Here is an 18,206-nt window from a genome sequence, read left to right as displayed (position 1 = left end):
GGAAAGCCGGGGTTCCGTGATTGCGGGTGGCTCAATGGCTGTCGGCGAGCTTGGCCGCGTTGACGCTGGCTGTGCTTTCGAAGCTGAGGCCATTGAAGAAGGCGTTGAGCACGACGGCCGAGATCGAGGCAAGCACGATGCCGGACTCGATGATCGGGTGGATCGCATGCGGCAGCCAGATCAGGAAGTTCGGCGCGATCAGCGGGATCAGGCCGAAGCCGACCGAGACGGCAACCACGAACAGGTTGTTGCGCGACGACTTGAAATCGACGGTCGACAGGATGCGCACGCCGGTCGCAGCGACCATGCCGAACATCACCAGGCCGGCGCCGCCGAGCACGAAGGTCGGAACCGCTTCGACCAGTGCGCCCATCTTCGGGATGAGGCCGAGCGCGATCATGATGACGCCCCCCATCACGCAGACGTAGCGGCTCTTGACGCCGGTGACGCCGACAAGCCCGACATTCTGCGAGAAGCTCGTGTAGGGGAAGGTGTTGAACAGGCCGCCGATCATGGTGCCGAGGCCATCGACCCTGAGCCCCGCCGTCAACTGCTGCCGCGAGACTTCGCGATTGGTGATTTCGCCGAGTGCCAGGAACATGCCGGTCGATTCGATCATCACGACGATCATCACCAGCGACATGGTGGCGATCAGCACCGGATCGAAGATCGGCATGCCGAAGCGCAGCGGCGTGACCACCGCGAACCAGCCGGCATCGGCCACCCGGTCGAAATGCATCATGCCGACTGCTGCGGCGACGACGCAGCCGACGACCACGCCGGTCAGCACCGCGATGTTGCTGATCAGTCCGCGGCCGAAGCGGGCGATCACGAGAATGGAGAGGAGCACGAAGCCGGCCAGCGCAATGTGGCTCGGCTCGGCGTAGAGCGGGTTCGGGACGCTGGCGCCAAGCACCAGGCCGTCCGGTACCGCCGGGCCTCCGGTGGCCGCGGCCTTCTTGAGCTCCGCCAGCCATTCCGCATGGCTCGGATCGACGAGCTTGGGTGCGGTCGGACCGAAGGGATTGCCGAAGATCCAGTTCACGCCGACGCGCATCAGCGAAACGCCGATGACGAGAATGATCGTGCCGGTGACGACGGGGGGGAAGAACCTCAGAAGCCGGCCCATGACCGGCGCGAGCAGGAGCGCGACGAGGCCGGCGCCGATGATGGCGCCGAAAATCATCCGGGCACCCTCTTGCCCGGGTGTCATCGCCGCCATCGAGACCATCGGGCCGACCGAGGCGAAAGTAACGCCCATCATGACCGGAAGCCGGATGCCGATGCTGCGGCCGAGGCCAAGCGACTGGATGATGGTGACGAGGCCGCAAACGAAAAGATCGGCGGAAATCAGGAAAGCGACGTCCTGGGGGCTGAGCTGCAAGGCGCGGCCGACGATCAGGGGCACCGCGACGGCGCCGCCATACATGACAAGGACATGCTGCAACCCGAGGGTCGCAAGTCTGCCCACGGGCAGCCTCTCGTCCACCGGGTGTATGCTGGAAACGTCGCTCATGGTTCCTCCTCCCATTACATCGACCAGTCCGGCCCCCGTCCTCCAACAGGGGAACGCTATCTTCGGTTGTCGAGACAGAATGTCGCAAGTATCGCCGGAACGAAAACACTTTCCGGATTTCGGGGGAAGTTGTCGAGGGGTGATCCGGGCGGGAAAGGTTCGGATTTGACCGTCGAACGGCGCCGACCGGGCAGGTATTGCCGAAGAAGGCCTCAAGGCGCGCCAACGAACAGCTTGATCCTAGCAACGATGCAACGTTGCTGCAATGCGAAGCGACGATGGTTCGTCGCGCCGGGTGCGAAGGCTCCGCCGCGGTTCGTTGGGGATCATGTCGATGAAATCTTGCAGATTGGCCTTTTCGTCTCCCTGCCGTGCGCTTTTCGTGTTGCTGATCGTTCTCTGGCCGGCGATCGCCGGGGCGAGCGGCGTCAGCTTCCAGGGGCAATGGCAGCAGGTCACGTCCGGCGCCGGTGACTTCGAGAGCTGCTCGGTCGAGATCCGGCGGAACGGCCCCGTGCTGAAGGTGACGGGGAGGGATGGATGGTTCGCGGTGACCCATCTCGGGCGCGTCGGCGGCGGTTCGAGCGCTGCGGGCATCGGGCGCTGGAACGAGGACGGCGCCGGCCGCTATCGCGGCAAGCCGTTCGACATCCGCATCACGATCGTCGATGAGCATCTCCACATGGATATGAGCGTGCGGATGGATGATGGCTCGACGCAGGCGGTCAGGGCCATCTTCGACAAGCGACGATCCGAGAAATCCGGACGCCTGCGGCTTGCCCACATGTAGGCGCGACAGGTCCTTTCACGCCTATGGGCAAAGAAATACCGGGGCCGTTGCCGACCCCGGTGCCGCATCTCCCGAGGAGATGAGGGCCGCCCGTTTTGCAGGCGGCCGTTGGTTTCTTACTTCTGCCAGCTCTTGACCAGATCGTCGTAGTTGACGGTCTGCGGCTTTTCCTTCTCGTTCTCGATCTTCAGCTGCGGAGCGAGGTTGCCCTTGGAAACGGCATCCTTGTTCCAGTACTCGAGATCGTGCTCTTCGGCGAGCTTCGGACCGATGTCGCCCTGAACGCCCGAGCGTTCGAGACGGGAGAGAACCTTCTCCTGCTCGGCGCACAGCGAGTCCATGGCTTCCTGAGCGGTCTTGGCACCCGAGGATGCATCGCCGATCGCCTGCCACCAAAGCTGAGCCAGCTTCGGATAGTCAGGAACGTTCGTGCCGGTCGGCGACCACTGCAGGCGGGCCGGCGAACGGTAGAACTCGATCAGACCGCCGAGCTTCGGAGCGCGGTCCGTGAAGCTCTTGTGGTCCAGCGTCGACTGGCGGATGAAGGTGAGGCCGACATGGCTCTTCTTCACGTCGACGGTCTTCGAGGTCACGAACTGCGCATAGAGCCAGGCGGCCTTGGCGCGGTCGTCAGGCGTGGACTTCAGCAGCGTCCAGGAACCGGCGTCCTGGTAACCGAGCTTCATGCCGTCCTTCCAGTAGACGCCATGCGGGCTCGGAGCAAAACGCCACTTCGGCGTGCCGTCCTCGTTGACGACGGGCAGGCCCGGCTTGACGAAGTCGGCGGTGAACGCCGTGTAGGTGAACATCTGCTGGGCGACTTCGCCCTGCGACGGAACCGGGCCGGATTCCGAGAAGGTCATGCCCTGCGCAGCTGCCGGTGCGTAGGCCTTCATCCAGTCGAGATACTTCTGGATGGAGTAGACAGCGGCCGGGCCGTTGGTGTCGCCACCGCGGGCAACGCAGGAGCCGACCGGGCGCGAGTTTTCGTCGACCTTGATGCCCCACTCGTCGACCGGCTTGCCGTTCGGGATGCCCTTGTCGCCGTTGCCGGCCATCGACAGCCAGGCGTCGGTGAAGCGCCAGCCGAGCGACGGGTCCTTCTTGCCGTAGTCCATGTGGCCATAGACTTTCTTGCCGTCGACTTCGCGACCGGTGAAGAACTCGGCGATATCCTCATAGGCCGACCAGTTGACCGGAACGCCGAGGTCGTAGCCGTACTTCGCCTTGAAGTCCGCCTTGTTCTTCTCGTCGTTGAACCAGTCGTAGCGGAACCAGTAGAGGTTCGCGAACTGCTGGTCGGGAAGCTGGTAGAGCTTGCCATCCGGTGCTGTCGTGAACGATTTGCCGATGAAGTCGTCGATGTCGAGGTTCGGGTTGGTGACGTCCTTGCCTTCATTGGCCATGAAGTCGGTCAGGCTGCGGGCCTGCTGGTAGCGCCAATGGGTACCGATCAGATCCGAGTCGTTGATGTAGGCGTCATAGACGTTTTCGCCCGACTGCATCTGCGTCTGCAGCTTTTCGACGACGTCGCCTTCGCCGATCAGGTCGTGGGTGATCTTGATGCCGGTGATGTCGGAGAAGGCCTTGGCCAGGGTCTTCGATTCGTATTCATGGGTGGTGATCGTTTCGGAAACGACCTTGATTTCCATGCCGGCAAAGGGCTTCGCCGCATCGACGAACCATTGCATTTCGGCTTCCTGGCCGGCGCGGTCGAGCGAGGACATGTCGCCGATCTCGCTGTCGAGGAATTTCTTGGCTTCGTCCATGCCGGCAAAAGCGCTGCCGGTGAAAGCCAGCAGCATAGCTGCCGTCGTAGTCAAAAGATGCCGTCGCATAATTCCCTCCCTTAGGTTTGCGAATGCGGTTCTTTATCTTTCGAGGGGCCGCCCGTCTGGCGGCCCCTCAAATCGGTTCGCCTCAGACGTAGCGGAAGACGCCGACGGCATAGACCAGGGAGAGCGCGAGCGCCCACCACAGGTTCTGCCCGCCGACGAAGCCGAGCCATGCGAGGTGAATGAAGGCGCTGCCGAGCAGTGACACGAAGAGGCGATCGCCCCGTGTCGTCTCGAAGCGCAGGATGCCGACGCGCGGGTTGCCACCGGGCGAGGCATATTCCCAGACCGCCATCATCGACAGCAGTGCGAAGATCGTCAGGAAGAACATGGCCGACGGAAACGACCAGGCCATCCAGCCACCGGGGATAAGCGGCGCGAACCAGTCGCGCGCGCCGTCCTTGATGGGCAGCATGCTGAAGAGCAGCCCGGCAACGGCGGCGTAGACGACGAGAACGGCGGCAAACGGCAGTTGCCAGCGAGCGTTGCGAACGGGTTGAGCGGTCATCATACCCTCCCCAGGGCAAAGCCCTTGGCGATGTAGTTGCGAACGAAATAGATCACGAGTGCGCCCGGAATGATGGTGAGCACGCCGGCGGCCGCCAGCACGCCCCAGTCGAGACCGGAGGCGGAGACCGTGCGGGTCATGGTGGCGGCGATCGGCTTGGCGTCCGTGGTCGTCAGCGTGCGGGCAAGCAGCAGTTCGACCCAGGAGAACATGAAGCAGAAGAACGCAGCGACACCGATGCCCGAGGCGATCAGCGGCATGAAGATCTTCACGAAGAAGCGCGGGAACGAGTAACCGTCGATATAGGCGGTCTCGTCGATCTCCTTCGGCACGCCCGACATGAAGCCTTCCAGGATCCAGACCGCGAGCGGCACGTTGAACAGGCAGTGCGCAAGGGCAACCGCGATGTGCGTGTCGATCAGGCCGAAGGCCGAATAGAGCTGGAAGAAGGGCAGCGCGAAGACGGCCGGCGGCGCCATGCGGTTGGTCAAGAGCCAGAAGAACAGGTGCTTGTCGCCGAGGAAGCGGTAGCGCGAGAAGGCGTAGGCCGCCGGCAGCGCTGCCGTCACCGAGATCACCGTGTTCATGACGACGTAGATGATCGAGTTGATGTAGCCGTTGTACCAGGAGGGATCGGTGAAGATCACCTGGTAGTTCCGGAGCGTCGGATTGACCGGCCAGAGCGAGAAGGTGCTCAGGATCTCGCTCGTTTCCTTGAAGCTCATGTTGACGAGCCAATAGATCGGCAGGAGCAGGAAGACGATGTAGACCGTCGGCACCAGCCAGGAGAGGCGTTCGGTAAGTAGTTGTTTTTGCATTTTGTTTCTCCTCCCGCCTTTGTCAGCCCTGCGCGTCGCTCGTGGTCATCACGGTGTAGAAGATCCACGAGAGCAGCAGGATGATGAGGAAGTAGATGATCGATAGCGCTGCCGCAGGACCGAGGTCGAACTGGCCGATGGCCGTCTTGACGAGGTCGATGGACAGGAAGGTTGTCGAGTTGCCGGGACCGCCGCCGGTGACGACGAAGGGCTCGGTGTAGATCATGAAACTATCCATGAACCGCAGCAGGAAGGCGATCAAAAGCACGCGCTTCATCTTCGGCAGCTGGATGTAGCGGAACACCGACCAGCGCGAGGCGCCGTCGATCTTGGCCGCCTGGTAATAGGCGTCGGGGATCGAGACGAGACCGGCATAGCAGAGCAGGACGACGAGGCTCGTCCAGTGCCAGACGTCCATGACGATCAGCGTGACCCAGGCGGCAACGGGGTTCTGCACGTAATTGTAGTTGATGCCGATCGCTTCGAGCGTGCGGCCGAGCAGGCCGATGTCGACGCGGCCGAAGACCTGCCAGATGGTGCCGACGACGTTCCACGGGATCAAGAGCGGCAGCGCCATCAGGACCAGGCAGACCGGTACGCCGAGACCCTTCTTCGGCATGTTGAGCGCGATGATGATGCCGAGCGGGATTTCGATTGCCAGGATGATCGCCGAGAAGATCAGGTTGCGGCTGAGCGCGTCCCAGAAGCGGTCCGACGTCAGCACCTGCACGTACCAGTCGGTGCCGGCCCAGAAGAACTGGTTGTTGCCGAAGGTGTCCTGGACCGAATAGTTGACGACGGTCATCAGCGGGATGACGGCCGAGAAGGCGACCAGCACGAGGACCGGCAGCACCATGAACCAGGCCTTGTTGTTCCAGGTTTTCTCCATGGTCAGGCCTCCTCGCCGACGCGCCAGGAATCGGCGTAGATATTGATGGCTTTCGGGTCGAAGGTGACGCGCGGCTCGGCGGGGATCTCGCCGTCCTCGTCGACGATGATCGAGATCGGCTGGTCGGCAAAACGGGCGCGCACGATCTTGTGGCGGCCGATATCCTCGACCTTGGTGATCGCGACCGGCATGCCTTCGCGACCGAGCGAGACGAATTCCGGGCGGATGCCGAGCTCGGTCTTGGCGCCGGCCTTGACCTTGGGCTGGAAGGTGAGGCCCAACTGCTCGCCGCCGATCGTCGCGGTGCCGCCGTCGAGCTTGACCGGCAGCACGTTCATGCCCGGCGAGCCGATGAAGTAGCCGACAAAGGTGTGGCGCGGGCGCTCGAAGAGTTCCGCCGGCGTGCCGATCTGCACGATCTGGCCGTCATACATGACGACGACCTTGTCGGCGAAGGTCAGCGCCTCGGTCTGGTCGTGGGTGACGTAGACCATGGTGAAGCCGAACTGCTTGTGCAGGCGCTTGATCTGTGAGCGCAGCACCCACTTCATTTCCGGATCGATGACCGTCAGCGGTTCGTCGAAGAGGATCGCGCTGACGTCGTTGCGCACGAGGCCGCGGCCGAGCGAGATCTTCTGCTTCTGGTCGGCGGTGAGGCCCCGAGCCGTCTTCTTCGCCCAGCCGCCAAGGCCGATCATCTCGATCGTTTCCTTGACGCGGCGGTCGACCTCGGCCTCCGGCACATGCCGGTTGCGCAAGGGGAAGGCCAGATTATCGTAAACCGTCATCGTGTCGTAGATGACCGGGAACTGGAACACCTGGGCGATGTTGCGTTCCTGGGTCGACAGATGCGTCACGTCCTTGCCGTCGAAGAGGATCTCGCCTTCGGACGGGTTGATCAGGCCAGAGATAATGTTGAGCAGCGTGGTCTTGCCGCAGCCGGAGGGCCCGAGCAGCGCATAGGCGCCGCCGTCGTTCCACTCGTGGTGCACTTCCTTCAGCGCGTAGTCGTTTTCCGACTTCGGCTTGGCGCCATAGGCGTGGCGGATATGGTTGAGATTGATGCGTGCCATGTTTTCCTCCCAGCGCCTCCTTTAGGCCGTGCCGCCGATGGCGCGTCCGTCCGGCCCGAAGGCCATGAGATGGCGGGTATCGACGAAGACCTCGAGGGTCGCGTCGGGTTCGATGTCGTGAATGCCCGGCGCCAGCATCACCCAGCGCGCATTGGCAAAACCGACGTGAATGAAGCTTTCGGAGCCGGCAATTTCGGAGATCGCCGTCTTCACCGTCAGCGCATCGCCGCCGCCCTGCGGGCGGTCAAACGACAGGTGATGCGGCTGGAAGGCGACGGTGCAGGGACCTTCGCCAATGCCAGCCAGATGTGCCGGGACGGTGAGCACAGACTTGCCGTCGAGCGTGAAGGCCGAACCCGCTTTGACCAGCTCGATGCAGTTCAGCGGCGGATCGGCGAAGGTGCGGGCGGTGATCAGGTCGACCGGGCGGCGATAGACGTCGATTGTCTTGTCGAACTGGGTGATGCGGCCCTGGCTGAGGGCTGCGGTGTTGCCGCCGAGCAGCAGCGCTTCTGAAGGCTCGGTCGTCGCATAGACGAAGATGGCGCCGGAGGCGGCGAAGATCTTCGGCAGTTCCTCGCGCAGTTCCTCGCGCAGCTTGTAGTCGAGGTTGGCGAGCGGTTCGTCGAGCAGCACCAGATCGGCGTTCTTGACGATGGCGCGGGCAAGTGCCGTGCGCTGCTGCTGGCCACCCGAGAGGTTCAAGGGCGTGCGGTCGAGATAAGGCGTCAGCTTCAGCAGATCGGCCGCCTTGCGCACCTCGCGGTCGATGGTGGCGGTGTCGGCGCCGCTGATGCGCATCGGTGAGGCGATATTTTCGTAAACGGTCATCGCCGGATAGTTGATGAACTGCTGGTAGACCATGGCGACCGAACGCTTCTGCACCGGCAGGCCGGTGACGTCGGCGCCGTCGAAAAGGAGCGAACCGGAGGCGGGCTTGTCGAGACCGGCCATCAGCCGCATCAGCGACGTCTTGCCGGAAAGGGTCGGGCCGAGCAGAACGTTCAGCGACCCCCTCTCCAGCACCAGGTCGGTCGGGTAGATATGCGTCTCCCCGCCTACGACCTTGGATATCTTCTTCATTTCAAGCATTGAATTCTCCACCCAGCCTGTCGGCAGTCCGAGCGTTTTCCACCCCAGCGCGGAAACGCTCTATCTCATCGGTTTTCTGCATTTCCGGGCGCGCGCGCCCGTGTTGGAAATGCATTGAATGCGAGCGTTGTCAGGCGGCTGCGTTGGCCGCGCCTCGCATGTATTCCTCCAGCGCTGCCGCCTCGCCCGGCGTCAGCTTCAATCCCAGTTTCGTGCGCCGCCACAGCACGTCCTCGGCGTGCCGCGCCCATTCCTGCGTCATCAGCCACTTGACCTCGGCCTCGTAGAGATCGGCGCCGAAATGGTGGCCGAGACCGGCCTCGTTCGACGCCGAACCCAGAAGTGCTGCGGCGCGCGTGCCATAGAGGCGCACGAGGCGACGCGCATGCTGGGGCGCAAGGAAGGGATATTGCTTCCGCAGTCTTGCGACTTCGTCGGCATAACCCTGGGCGGGAAAATCGCCGCCCGGAAGCCTGGAGCCGGCGGTCCATTTCGAACCCTTGACGCCGATCGCCTCGCCGATCTTTTCCAGCGCGGATTCGCCGAGGCGGCGATAGGTCGTGAGCTTGCCGCCGAAGACGTTGAGCAGCGGTGCCGCACCCTTGTCACCCTCGACCCGCAGCACGTAGTCGCGCGTCGCTTCCTGCGCCTTGCTGGCGCCGTCGTCGTAAAGCGGGCGAACGGCCGAATAGGTCCAGACGATGTCGTCCTTTTCCACCGGCTCAAGGAAATACTCGCTTGCTGCCCGGCAGAGATAGTCGACCTCCGCGTCGCTGATGCGCACCTCGCCCGGATTACCGGTGTAGTCGCGGTCGGTGGTACCGATCAGCGTGAAGTCTTCTTCGTAAGGGATGGCGAACATGATGCGGCCATCCGGGTTCTGGAAGAAATAGGCGCGCGGATCGTCGAACTTCTTCTTCACGACGATGTGGCTGCCCTGAACGAGGCGGACATTGTGCACGTCGTTCTTGCCGAGCGCGCCCGAGAGAACCGCGTCGACCCAGGGGCCGGCGGCATTGATGAGCATGCGGGCCTTGAGCGTCTTGCGTTCGCCGGTTGCCTGGTTCTCGGTTTCGATGGCCCAGAGCCCACCGTCGCGACGTCCAGCGACGACGCGGGTACGGGCCATGATGACGGCGCCGCGGTCGGCAGCGTCGCGGGCATTCAAGACCACGAGGCGGGCGTCGTTGACCCAGCCGTCGGAATATTCGAAGGCCTTGTTGAACAGGCGCTTCAGCGGTTTGCCGGCGGGATCGCGGTTCATGTCCAGCGTCGCCGTTGCCGGCAGCAGCTTGCGGCCGCCGATATGGTCGTAAAGGAAGAGGCCGAGGCGGATGAGCCAGGCCGGGCGCAGGCCGCCCTTGTGATAGGGCAGCACGAAGCGCATCGGCCAGATGACGTGCGGCGCCATCGCCCACAGCACTTCGCGCTCCATCAGCGCTTCGCGCACGAGGCGGAATTCGTAATGTTCGAGGTAGCGCAGGCCGCCGTGAATGAGCTTGGTGGAGCCGGAGGACGTGCCGGAAGCGAAATCGTTCATTTCGGCCAAGGCGACCGAGTACCCACGGCCGACCGCGTCGCGCGCGATGCCGCATCCGTTGATGCCGCCGCCGATGACGAAGACGTCGTAGATTGCCTGCTCTGACACTGCTGTTTCCCCTCCACATTTCGCGATGCACAAATTGATGCATCAGCGAAAGTGAAATCAGTTAAAACGAAAACATATCGAATGTCAAACGAATGCTCCCCGAATCTTTAGGGGTGGCTAAATCTCCCGTTTCAGGCGTCGGTTTCGATCAGGCGAACGTCCTGTTCAACACAGATTTTCCTGACGTTTTCGAGCGTGCAGCGGTCGGTGATGAAGGTCTGGACCTGCGATATATGGCCGATGCGAACAGGCGCGGTTCTTTCGAATTTGGTCGAGTCGGAAACCAGAATGACATGGCGCGCATTGGCGATGATCGCCTGGGCGACTTTCACTTCGCGAAAATCGAAATCCAGCAGCGCGCCGTCATGGTCGATCGCCGAGGCGCCGATGACGGCGAAGTCGACCTTGAACTGCTTGATGAAATCGACGGCGGCCTCGCCGACGATGCCGCCGTCCGAGCCGCGCACGACGCCGCCGGTGATCACCACCTCGATCGAGGGGAAAACGCGTAAGCGATTGGCGACATTGATGTTGTTGGTGATGACCATCAGTTCCTTGTGGTCGAGCAGGGCCTCGCCCACAGCTTCGGTGGTGGTGCCGATATTGATGAACAGCGACGCGTTGTCGGGGATGAGTTCGGCGGCGGCCTTGCCGATCGCCTGTTTCTCAAGTGCCGCGATCTGGCGGCGGGCGTCGTATTTGACGTTTTCCTTGCCGCTCGGGAAGATCGCGCCGCCATGAATGCGGTTCAGGATCTTGGCGTCGCAGAGGTCGTTCAGGTCCTTTCGGATGGTTTGCGGCGTGACGGAAAAGCGCTGCGCCAGCTCCTCGACCAGTACCCGGCCCTCGCTTTTTGCCAGTTCCAGGATCTCCTCCTGCCGACCGGTCAAATACATTCCATCCTCCCCATTTTCGTTTTGTTTCATAATATGCAAAAACGAAAGCCGCGCAATTTCAGAATCGGCGTTTGCGGCGAAATTGCTTTCGCAGCGGGTCCAGGGTGTCGGCGCGCGTTGCATTCGCTACGGCGATAGGCGACCCTGCCTTAGGAGTGAAGAGGGGAAAGACATGTTTCATCCGGCCTTGTTCAAGGGCATGACCGTCGTGATCACCGGTGCCGGGCGCGGCATCGGGCTCGAGGTTGCCCGGCAGTTCCTGGATTGTGGCGCGCATGTACTCGTCCATGCCGGCCGGTCGATCGGCGACCTGCCCGATTTTCTCGAATCTGCGGCGACGGAAGGCCGGGCCTATGTGGCGACGGCGGACTTTCTCGCGCCGGATGGTGTCGAGGGGCTGGCCGACGTGGTGCGCAGCCGCTTCCAGAGCATCGATATCCTCATCAACAATGCCGGCACGATGGTCGGCCGCTTCCCGGCGGCGGAGCTGTCCGACGAGCAGTATCAGACCGTCGTCCAGCTCAACCAGACCGCGGTCGTCGAGATGACGCGGGCGATGCTGCCGCTGTTGCGCAAGGGTACGCATCCGGCGATCGTCAACACCGTCTCGATCTCTGCGGTTACCGGCGGCAGCGCCGGGTCGTCGATCTATTCGGCGACGAAGGCGTTCGTTTCCACCTATTCCAAGGCCTTGGCGCGGGAACTCGCGCCCGAGGGCATCCGGGTCAACTGCGTTTCGCCGGGGACGATCACCACCGAATTCCACGAGCGCTACTCATCGCCGGAGAAGCTGGAGGCGACCCGCAAGACCATTCCGCTTGGTCGGCTCGGGACGGCGGAAGACTGCGCGCCCGCCTATCTCTTCCTCGCCTCGCATGTGCTGTCGGGTTACATCACCGGGCAGGTGCTGGAGGTGAATGGCGGGCAGCTGATCGTTTGAGCGGTAGATGAAGTCGGCTGCCCCTCATCCGCCTACCGGCACCTTCTCCTCGCTTGCGGGGAGAAGGAAGGCTGCGGCGCCCGCTCGCGTCCCCATTCCATTCGGGGCCTGCATCATGAAGGGGCGACCTCGCGAAGCGCCACGTCCCGCAAGCGGGAGAGGGTTAGGGTGAGGGGCAGAGCCACAACAACTGAAGGCCGGACATGATCGACAAGCTGGAAATGTTCCTCGTTCTCGCCCGCGAAAGGCATTTTGGTCGCGCGGCGGAGGAGTGTGGGGTGACGCAACCGACGCTGTCGGCGGCCATCCGCCAGCTTGAGGATCAGCTCGGCGTCATGCTCGTCAGCCGCGGGTCGCGCTTTCAGGGCCTGACGCCCGAGGGCCAGCGCGTACTCGAATGGGCGCGGCGCATCGTCGGCGATACCCGCACCATGCGTGAGGAGATGCGGGCGGCGCGCAAGGGTCTTTCCGGCCATATCCGGCTGGCCGCGGTGCCGACGACACTTGCCATGGTGCCGATGATCACCGCGCCGTTCCAGGAAAAGCACCCTGATGTCACCTTTTCCGTGCTCTCGACGACATCGGTGCAGATCCTGGCGCTGCTCGAAAATCTCGAGATCGATGCGGGGCTCACCTATCTGGAGAACGAGCCGCTCGGCCGGGTGACGAGCGTTCCGCTCCAGGTCGAGCGCTATCACCTCGTCACCGCCGCCGGAACACCGCTTTCGGAGCGGGAAAGCGTGACGTGGAAAGAGGTTAGCGACGTTCGGCTTTGTCTATTGACGGCCGATATGCAGAACCGCCGCATCATCAACCAGCATTTTTCGGAGGCCGGTGCCGTCGCCAAACCGACGCTCGAATCGAACTCGATGATCGTGCTTTTTTCGCATGTGCGCACCGGCCGCTGGGCCAGCATCATGCCATTCAACGTCGCGAAATCATTCGGTTTTCACGAAGATATCCGGATGATCCCGATCGTCGATCCGGACGCCCGTCACACGGTCGGCCTGGTTGCGACGCATCGTGAGCCGTTTACGCCGCTGGTGTGGGCCTTGCTTCACGAAGCACGCATTCTCGGCGAGCGGAATCAGGCTCAATAGATTTTTTCTATCGATCGACGGAACAGCCTTATTGACCCATGCGGCCATAAGCGCGAAGCTTTTTGATCATGGCCGGAGACCGCCGAGGAACGGCCTTCGCCAGAAGTGAAATGTCGGCTGGGCCGGTCGTCCGTTTCGGGTGCTGCCGCCTCGCCCACGAGCCGGGAGGGCTCCCGTTGAACATCCATCAGCCGCGCGCCGATATCGCGGAAACCACGCTCGCCATCGTCGAGGAGCTGAAGCGGCTGGAAGGCCCCTTGCTGCCGATCCTGCACGAGCTGCAGGAAGAGTTCGGCTATGTGCCGCAGGAATGTCTTCCGGTGATTGCCCGCGAACTCAACCTCTCGCGCGCCGAAGTCTATGGGGTGATGAGCTTCTACCATGATTTCCGCGAGCACCCCGCCGGGCGCCACGTGCTGAAGCTCTGTCGCGCCGAAGCCTGTCAGTCGATGGGCGGCGACCAGCTGGCCGAGCGCGCGAAGCGGCTGCTCGGCATCGATTTTCACCAGACGACCCCGGATGGCGCGGTGACGCTGGAGCCGGTCTACTGTCTCGGGCTCTGTTCCTGCGCACCCTCCGCCATGCTGGACGGAGAAGTGCATGCCCGGGTCGATGCCGCCGATCTCGAAGCGCTCGTTCAGGAGGCGCGTCGATGACCGCAAAGATCTACATTCCGCGGGACGCCGCGGCCGTGGCGCTCGGCGCCGACAAGGTAGCCAAGGCAATGGCCGAGGCGATCGGCGCACGCGGCCTCGACGCCACGATTGTGCGCAACGGTTCGCGCGGCATGCATTGGCTGGAGCCGCTGATCGAGGTGGAAACGGCTGACGGCCGTGTTGCCTATGGCCCGGTCAAGGCACGTGACGTTTCCTCGCTGCTCGATGCCGCCCTGCTCGACGGCGGCGATCATGCACTCTGTCTCGGGAAGACCGAGGAGATCCCCTTCCTGAAGCAGCAGACGCGGCTGACCTTTGCCCGCTGCGGTATCATCGATCCGCTTTCGCTCGACGATTACCAGGCCCATGGCGGACTCGCCGGTCTGCGCAATGCCATTGCCATGGCGCCGCAGGACATTGTCGCGCAGGTGACCGAAAGCGGCCTTCGCGGCCGTGGCGGCGCAGGCTTTCCGACCGGCATCAAGTGGAAGACCGTTCTCGATGCGGCGGGTGATCGGAAGTACATCGTCTGCAACGCCGACGAGGGCGATAGCGGCACCTTTGCCGACCGGATGATCATGGAAGGCGATCCCTTCGTGCTGATCGAGGGCATGGCGATCGCCGGCATCGCGACCGGCGCGACCAAGGGCTTCATTTACACCCGCTCCGAATACCCGCATGCGATCGCGGCGATGGCTGAGGCGATCGAGATCGCCCGCAAGGCCGGCGTGCTCGGCACCTCGGTGCTCGGTTCCGGTCGGGCCTTCGATATGGAAGTGCGCGAGGGCGCAGGTGCCTATGTCTGCGGCGAGGAAACGGCGCTGCTCAATAGCCTCGAAGGCAAACGCGGCATCGTGCGGGCCAAGCCGCCGCTTCCCGCGCACAAGGGCCTCTTCGACTGTCCGACCGTGATCAACAACGTGATCTCGCTCGCCTCCGTCCCCATCATCATGGACAAGGGCGCCGCCTATTACCGCGACTTCGGCATGGGCCGGTCGCGCGGCACGATCCCGATCCAGATCGCCGGCAACGTCAAGCATGCCGGTCTCTACGAAACCGCCTTCGGCCTGGCGCTCGGCGAGATCATCGATCACATCGGCGGCGGCACGGCGAGTGGCCGGCCGGTCAAGGCCGTGCAGGTCGGCGGTCCGCTCGGCGCCTATTTTCCCCGTGCCCTGTTCGATACGCCGTTCGACTACGAAGCCTTTGCCGCGCGTGACGGTCTGATCGGCCATGCCGGCATCGTCGTCTTCGACGACACCGTCGACATGCTGCACCAGGCGCGCTTTGCGATGGAATTCTGCGCGGTAGAAAGCTGCGGCAAGTGCACGCCCTGCCGCATCGGTTCGACGCGCGGTGTCGAGGTGACCGACAGGATCGCCGCTGGCATCGAGCCGGAGAAGAACCGCGAACTGCTCGCCGATCTTTGCAACACGATGAAGTTCGGTTCGCTCTGCGCCCTTGGCGGCTTCACGCCCTATCCGGTCATGAGCGCCATGACCCATTTCCCGGATGATTTTCAGCCGGCACCGCGCGTTCAAGCGGCGGAGTGAGGAAAAGACCATGTCTCTCATTCATGAAATCGACTACGGCACTCCGGCCTCCAAGTCCGAAAAACTGGTGACGCTGACGATCGACGGACGCGAGGTCACCGTGCCCGAGGGCACTTCGATCATGCGCGCGGCGATGGATGCCGGCATAGAAGTGCCGAAGCTCTGCGCTTCCGACATGATGGATGCCTTCGGCTCCTGCCGGCTCTGTCTCGTCGAGATCAAGGGACGCGCCGGCATGCCGGCCTCCTGCACTACGCCGGTTGCAGCCGGTATCGAGGTCTCCACCCAGACGCCGCGGCTGAAGGACGTGCGCCGCGGGGTGATGGAGCTCTACATTTCCGACCACCCTCTCGACTGTCTGACCTGTGCTGCCAATGGCGATTGCGAGCTGCAGGACATGGCCGGCGCAGTCGGCCTGCGCGACGTGCGCTACGGCTATGAGGGCGAGAACCACGTCACGGCGCGCAACAATGGCGAGATCAACGCCAAGTGGATGCCGAAGGACGAGTCCAATCCCTATTTCACCTACGATCCGGCCAAATGCATCGTCTGCTCGCGCTGTGTGCGCGCCTGCGAGGAAGTGCAGGGCACCTTCGCGCTGACGATCGGCGGCCGCGGTTTCGACAGCCGCGTTTCGGCCGGGATGGCGGAAGACTTCATGTCGTCGGAATGCGTCTCCTGCGGCGCCTGCGTCCAGGCCTGCCCGACGGCGACGCTCATCGAAAAGTCGGTGATCGAGATCGGCCAGCCCGAACATTCCGAAGTGACGACCTGCGCCTATTGCGGCGTCGGCTGCTCGTTCAAGGCGGAAATGCGCGGCGAGGAACTGGTGCGTATGGTGCCGTGGAAGGATGGCCAGGCCAATCGCGGCCATTCCTGCGTCAAGGGCCGCTTCGCTTACGGCTATTCCAACCACAAGGACCGCATCCTCAACCCGATGATCCGCGAGAAGATCTCCGATCCCTGGCGCGAGGTCACCTGGGAGGAGGCTTACGCGCATGTGGCCTCCGAGTTCCGGCGGATCCAGTATCAGTACGGCCGCGATTCCGTCGGCGGCATCACCTCGTCGCGCTGCACCAATGAAGAGACCTATCTGGTGCAGAAGCTGGTGCGCGCCGGCTTCGGCAACAACAATGTCGATACCTGCGCCCGCGTCTGCCATTCGCCGACCGGCTACGGCCTCGGCCAGGCCTTCGGGACCTCGGCCGGTACGCAGAACTTCGACAGTGTCGAGTTCACCGACGTCGCCGTCATCATCGGCGCCAACCCGACCGACGGCCATCCGGTCTTCGGCTCGCGACTGAAGAAGCGGCTGCGCGAAGGCGCCAAGCTGATCGTCATCGATCCGCGCCGCACCGACATCGTGCGCTCGCCGCATGTGGAGGCCGCCTATCACCTGCCGCTCCAGCCCGGCACCAACGTCGCGATCTTGACGTCGATCGCCCATGTGATCGTCACCGAAGGCCTCGCCAACGAACAGTTCATCCGCGAGCGCTGCGACTGGTCGGAGTACGAGGATTGGGCCGCCTTCGTCGCCGAGCCCTACCATAGCCCGGAGGCGACCGAAGCCTATACCGGCGTGCCGGCCGATCTCGTGCGGGGCGCGGCCAGGCTCTATGCCACCGGCGGCAACGGCGCGATCTATTACGGTCTCGGCGTCACCGAGCACAGCCAGGGATCGACGACGGTCATGGCGATCGCCAACCTCGCCATGGTCACCGGCAATATCGGTCGGCCGGGCGTCGGCGTGAACCCGCTGCGCGGCCAGAACAACGTGCAGGGTTCCTGCGACATGGGTTCGTTCCCGCACGAGCTGCCGGGCTACCGTCACATCTCCGACGATGCCACCCGCGAGACCTTCGAGAAGCTCTGGGGCGTCGAGATCTCCAACGAGCCGGGTCTGCGCATCCCCAACATGCTCGATGCCGCGGTCGACGGCACCTTCAAGGCGCTCTACATCCAGGGCGAGGACATCCTGCAGTCCGACCCGGACACCAAGCATGTGGCAGCCGGCCTCGCCGCGATGGAATGCGTCGTCGTGCACGACCTGTTCCTGAACGAAACGGCCAACTACGCGCACGTCTTCCTGCCCGGTTCGACCTTCCTCGAAAAAGACGGCACCTTCACCAATGCCGAGCGCCGCATTAACCGCGTGCGCAAGGTGATGACGCCGAAGAACGGTTATGCCGACTGGGAGGTCACGCAGAAGCTCGCCCAGGCCATGGGCCTCAACTGGAACTACCGCCATCCGTCCGAGATCATGGACGAGATCGCCGCGACGACGCCGAGCTTCGCGCTGGTTTCCTACGATTATCTCGAAAAGATGGGCTCGGTGCAGTGGCCCTGCAACGAGGCGCATCCCGAGGGTTCGCCGATCATGCATATCGACGGTTTCGTGCGTGGCAAAGGCAAGTTCATCCGCACCGAATATGTGGCGACGGATGAACGCACGGGCCCGCGCTTCCCGCTGCTTTTGACGACCGGCCGCATCCTTAGCCAGTACAATGTCGGCGCCCAGACGCGACGCACCGACAACGTCGTCTGGCATGCGGAAGACCGGCTGGAGATCCACCCGCACGACGCCGAGCAGCGCGGCATCCGTGATGGCGACTGGATCCGGCTCGCAAGCCGCGCCGGCGAGACGACCCTGCGTTCGCTGATCACCGATCGCGTCGCGCCCGGCGTCGTCTACACCACCTTCCACCACCCGACGACGCAGGCAAACGTCATCACCACCGACTTCTCCGACTGGGCCACCAACTGCCCGGAATACAAGGTGACGGCGGTGCAGGTGATGCCGTCGAACGGCCCGTCGGACTGGCAGGTCGACTATGACGAGCAGGCCCGCCAGTCGCGCCGGATTTCCGGTAAGCTGGAGGCGGCGGAATAATG

The 18,206-nt window shown here is 63.3% G+C and carries 15 protein-coding genes; 6 read left to right on the top strand and 9 right to left on the bottom strand.

Annotation, left to right across the window (positions count from 1 at the left end):
* Positions 1-31: 31 nt before the first annotated feature.
* Positions 32-1,516, bottom strand: a complete 1,485-nt coding sequence (locus AC3WVQ_RS16900; RefSeq protein ID WP_492382873.1) for a nucleobase:cation symporter-2 family protein — start codon at positions 1,514-1,516, stop codon at positions 32-34.
* A gap of 334 nt (positions 1,517-1,850) precedes the next feature.
* Between AC3WVQ_RS16900 and AC3WVQ_RS16895 the strand changes: the two genes are divergently transcribed.
* Positions 1,851-2,306 (top strand): hypothetical protein, encoded by a 456-nt coding sequence (locus tag AC3WVQ_RS16895; RefSeq protein WP_143034210.1) that lies wholly within the window; start codon positions 1,851-1,853, stop codon positions 2,304-2,306.
* Positions 2,307-2,422: 116 nt separating this feature from the next.
* Here the strand turns inward: AC3WVQ_RS16895 and AC3WVQ_RS16890 are convergent, their stop codons facing one another.
* The 8 genes from AC3WVQ_RS16890 to AC3WVQ_RS16855 all read right to left on the bottom strand — a co-directional run bounded on the left by AC3WVQ_RS16890 (position 2,423) and on the right by AC3WVQ_RS16855 (position 11,065).
* On the bottom strand, positions 2,423-4,144 hold the full coding sequence (locus AC3WVQ_RS16890) for an ABC transporter substrate-binding protein (protein WP_034802459.1): 1,722 nt from the start codon (positions 4,142-4,144) through the stop codon (positions 2,423-2,425).
* Positions 4,145-4,226: 82 nt separating this feature from the next.
* A complete protein-coding gene (locus AC3WVQ_RS16885) occupies positions 4,227-4,649 on the bottom strand; it encodes a DUF2160 domain-containing protein (protein ID WP_034802456.1) in 423 nt (140 codons plus the stop codon).
* A complete protein-coding gene (locus AC3WVQ_RS16880; RefSeq protein ID WP_090295357.1) occupies positions 4,649-5,467 on the bottom strand; it encodes a carbohydrate ABC transporter permease in 819 nt (272 codons plus the stop codon). Before AC3WVQ_RS16880 ends, AC3WVQ_RS16885 begins: the two co-directional genes overlap by 1 nt.
* Positions 5,468-5,489: 22 nt before the next feature.
* The gene (locus tag AC3WVQ_RS16875; RefSeq protein WP_034802451.1) at positions 5,490-6,356 is read right to left on the bottom strand and encodes a carbohydrate ABC transporter permease; all 867 of its coding nucleotides are present in this window, start codon (positions 6,354-6,356) and stop codon (positions 5,490-5,492) included.
* Between the two features lie 2 nt (positions 6,357-6,358).
* A complete protein-coding gene (locus AC3WVQ_RS16870; protein WP_034802449.1) occupies positions 6,359-7,429 on the bottom strand; it encodes an ABC transporter ATP-binding protein in 1,071 nt (356 codons plus the stop codon).
* 21 nt (positions 7,430-7,450) lie between these two features.
* Positions 7,451-8,521, bottom strand: a complete 1,071-nt coding sequence (locus tag AC3WVQ_RS16865) for an ABC transporter ATP-binding protein (RefSeq protein WP_090295360.1) — start codon at positions 8,519-8,521, stop codon at positions 7,451-7,453.
* 130 nt (positions 8,522-8,651) lie between these two features.
* Complete coding sequence (gene glpD, locus AC3WVQ_RS16860; protein WP_090295363.1) at positions 8,652-10,169, bottom strand: glycerol-3-phosphate dehydrogenase; 1,518 nt, start codon at positions 10,167-10,169, stop codon at positions 8,652-8,654.
* A gap of 131 nt (positions 10,170-10,300) precedes the next feature.
* Entirely contained in the window at positions 10,301-11,065 is a 765-nt protein-coding gene (locus AC3WVQ_RS16855; RefSeq protein ID WP_043619091.1) for a DeoR/GlpR family DNA-binding transcription regulator, read from the bottom strand.
* A gap of 172 nt (positions 11,066-11,237) precedes the next feature.
* Between AC3WVQ_RS16855 and AC3WVQ_RS16850 the strand changes: the two genes are divergently transcribed.
* From AC3WVQ_RS16850 to fdhF, 5 genes are all read left to right on the top strand, one after another.
* The gene (locus tag AC3WVQ_RS16850) at positions 11,238-12,005 is read left to right on the top strand and encodes an SDR family NAD(P)-dependent oxidoreductase (protein WP_090295366.1); all 768 of its coding nucleotides are present in this window, start codon (positions 11,238-11,240) and stop codon (positions 12,003-12,005) included.
* A 203-nt stretch (positions 12,006-12,208) separates the two neighbouring features.
* A complete protein-coding gene (locus AC3WVQ_RS16845) occupies positions 12,209-13,105 on the top strand; it encodes a LysR family transcriptional regulator (protein ID WP_492382872.1) in 897 nt (298 codons plus the stop codon).
* A gap of 176 nt (positions 13,106-13,281) precedes the next feature.
* The gene (locus AC3WVQ_RS16840; RefSeq protein ID WP_060586415.1) at positions 13,282-13,761 is read left to right on the top strand and encodes a formate dehydrogenase subunit gamma; all 480 of its coding nucleotides are present in this window, start codon (positions 13,282-13,284) and stop codon (positions 13,759-13,761) included.
* On the top strand, positions 13,758-15,314 hold the full coding sequence (locus tag AC3WVQ_RS16835) for a formate dehydrogenase beta subunit (RefSeq protein ID WP_060521372.1): 1,557 nt from the start codon (positions 13,758-13,760) through the stop codon (positions 15,312-15,314). The genes AC3WVQ_RS16840 and AC3WVQ_RS16835 overlap by 4 nt, the downstream gene beginning before the upstream one ends.
* 10 nt (positions 15,315-15,324) lie before the next feature.
* Positions 15,325-18,204 carry a formate dehydrogenase subunit alpha gene (gene fdhF, locus AC3WVQ_RS16830; RefSeq protein ID WP_034802427.1) on the top strand — a complete coding sequence of 960 codons (2,880 nt, stop codon included), beginning with the start codon at positions 15,325-15,327 and terminating at the stop codon, positions 18,202-18,204.
* Positions 18,205-18,206 lie beyond the last annotated feature (2 nt).

This window comes from Ensifer sp. EB106-05-01-XG146 (assembly GCF_058791875.1).
This window is presented reverse-complemented; position numbering and strand designations above follow the sequence as displayed.